We start from the raw sequence: 2,585 nt of genomic DNA on the forward strand, positions 1-2,585 counted from the left end.
AGCCGATTCATGGGCCGGATCAAAGAACAGCCAGAAGCTTTCTCCTACGGGTTCGCCACCATGACCCGCAGCCTGCGCTCCAAAGTCTGGAATGCGGCCGGGCCGCGGAATCCAGCCCGGCTGGCCACGGCAGCCAATCCGCTGATTATCGACCTCGATGCGTCGCTAGTGCATGTCCACTCTGAGAAGGAAAACAGCGCTGGGACGTATAAAGGTGGGTACGGTTTTTCACCGATGATCGCCATGGCTGACTACGGCAAAGGCCACGGCACCGGCGAAGTCCTCGCCGTGCAGTTGCGCCCGGGAAACCGGGGCGCTAATTCCGCCGCCTCGCATATCGAGGTGCTCGGCCAAGCGCTGGCTCAGTTGCCTGATGATTTCTATGACGAGCACGGGAACCTTCGTGGTGAGAAGATCCTGGTCCGTACCGATAGTGCCGGCTCCTCCCGGGAGTTCTTGCACCACCTGGATTCGCTGGGGATCCAATTCTCCACGTCGTATTCGCTGCCGGTGCTCAAGGAGCGGTTCATCCGGTGGATCGATCAGAAGAAGTACTGGGAACCAGCGCTCACTGCTGACGGGCAGGAGCGTGATGATGCGTGGGTGATTGATGCAACGAAGGTCTTGGAGTTGAGGCAATACCCGCCTGGAACTCGGATTTACCTGCGTGCTGAGCCGTTGCATCCCGGTGCGAAAGCGAACTTGTTCGACACGGACGGCAATCGGGTGACGGCGTTCTTGACCAATACTCCGCGGTTCAACGTGGCGTTCCTTGATGCTCGGCATCGTGCCCGTGGCCGGTGCGAGAACCGGATCTGTGAGTCTTGAACTGGCTGGTCTGGGATCAGCTGGCAGAGTAGGAGCCAGCCGTCCATTCCGTGGTCGTGGCTCAAACCGGATCTGACCCGCAAGGTGTCTTTGTTTTGACTTGTCCGACCACGGGGTGGACGGCCGGCGCCCGCCCGGCCCACCTCGGTAACTTGATCAGAAGGCTGCCCGCCGCCAGTGGTGGCGTGGCTCATCACAGTATTGTTCCGAAGTGACTTCTCCCCGGACCGGTGCCGGCCGTAAACGGTCGCCGCCCCCTGTCCGCTATGAGAAGAGGTTGGAACCGCAATGTCTATTGTCTCGCGAACCTACGGGTTTGTCGTGGGGGTTGACACTCACGCGAAAAATCATGTCTATGCCATCATCAATGCCGCCACCGGCGAACACCTCGATACCCGCGATTTCCCCACAACCGTTGCCGGGATCAACCGTGCGATCACTTGGGCAGGCAACCGCACCGGCGGTGACGCCGAAACGCTCTGGGTCATCGAAGGCACGGCTTCCTACGGCGCGGTCTTGGCCGGCACCGTCTCCACTGCCGGATACCGGGTCACCGAAGCACCCAGGATGAGTGCCAAGGCCCGCCACGGGGTCGGCAAGTCTGATCCGCTGGACGCCCGCCGCATCGCCACCGCCGCCTTGCCACTGCCTGCCGATCAACTGCGCACACCCCGGTTGAACGAGGGAGTCCGCGCCGCTCTGCGGGTGCTGTTGACCGCCCGCGATTCAATGACCGGAGAACGCACCAGCGCAGTCAACGGGCTCACGGCCCTGCTGCGGATCACAGAGCTGGGGATGGACGCCCGCAAGGCACTGGCCGGGGAAAAGATCATCGCGGTCTCAAAGTGGCGTGAACGCGATGAGGCCCTGGCCGAGGCCACGGCCCGGGCCGAAGCGATCCGGTTGGCCAAACGCATCATCGACCTCGACGACCAGTTGAAAGCCAACGTTACCCGGATCACCGAGCTGGTCTCTGTCAGTGAGGCCGCAGCGTTGTTGGAGGAAACAGGATTCGGGCCGGTCACCGCAGCGGTCTGCCTGACCACGTGGTCCCACCAAGGGAGGGTGCGCTCGGAAGCCGCCTACGCGTCCCTGGCCGGGGTGAATCCCATCCCGGCTTCCTCGGGCAATACTGTAAGGCACCGGCTGAACCGTGGCGGGGACCGGCAATTGAACAAGGCCCTGCACATAGTTGCGATGGTCCGCATGATCCATGATGAGGAAACGAGAAAATACACCGACAAACGCACACAAGAAGGACGCACCACCAAAGAGATCCGCAGGTGCATCAAACGGTACCTCTCCAGAAAGGTCTACCGAATCCTGAACGCCGGGACTCCGGCCACGAGTCCCGCTTGACAGATATAGAAGGGTCAAAACGCTCAAGAGCACGGGGTTGGGCAAGCTGCCGTATTGGTCTTTTGCCGCGAATCAGGCGTGGGCTGACCTGGCAATGTTCGCTTTGAACTTGGTCGCATGGCTGCAGCTAGCTGCGCTGCCTGGTGGTCATGGGGCTTCGGTGTTGGGATCTGAAGCGGTGGCGGTACCGGCTGTTTTCGATGGCTGGGAAAATCGTCTCTGGTGGGCGGCAGCGCCGGCTGTTGATCCCGGTGAGAGCGCCAGAAGGCCAGTTGCTTTGCCAGTTGCAGGAAGGTATTGGTGTGTTGTTTCAGCGGTGGCGGCGCGGTGAGCTGGCTGCTTGAATTGGCGGTTGTCCTGTTGTTTCTTTGGTTTTGAAAGATCATTTCAGTCCAGGT

At 61.0% G+C, this 2,585-nt stretch carries 1 protein-coding gene and 2 pseudogenes; all 3 read left to right on the forward strand.

Annotated features, from left to right (window positions below):
• A pseudogene (locus CQ019_RS18120) lies at positions 1–816 on the forward strand (transposase); the annotation flags it as partial.
• 300 nt (positions 817–1,116) lie between these two features.
• Complete coding sequence (locus CQ019_RS18125; RefSeq protein ID WP_105570326.1) at positions 1,117–2,187, forward strand: IS110 family transposase; 1,071 nt, start codon at positions 1,117–1,119, stop codon at positions 2,185–2,187.
• A gap of 10 nt (positions 2,188–2,197) precedes the next feature.
• Positions 2,198–2,531: pseudogene (locus CQ019_RS18130) on the forward strand (transposase); the annotation flags it as partial.
• Positions 2,532–2,585: the final 54 nt, after the last annotated feature.

Origin of the sequence: Arthrobacter sp. MYb229 (genome assembly GCF_002975405.1) — a bacterium.
In the GTDB taxonomy this organism is placed as follows: Bacteria; Actinomycetota; Actinomycetes; order Actinomycetales; family Micrococcaceae; genus Glutamicibacter.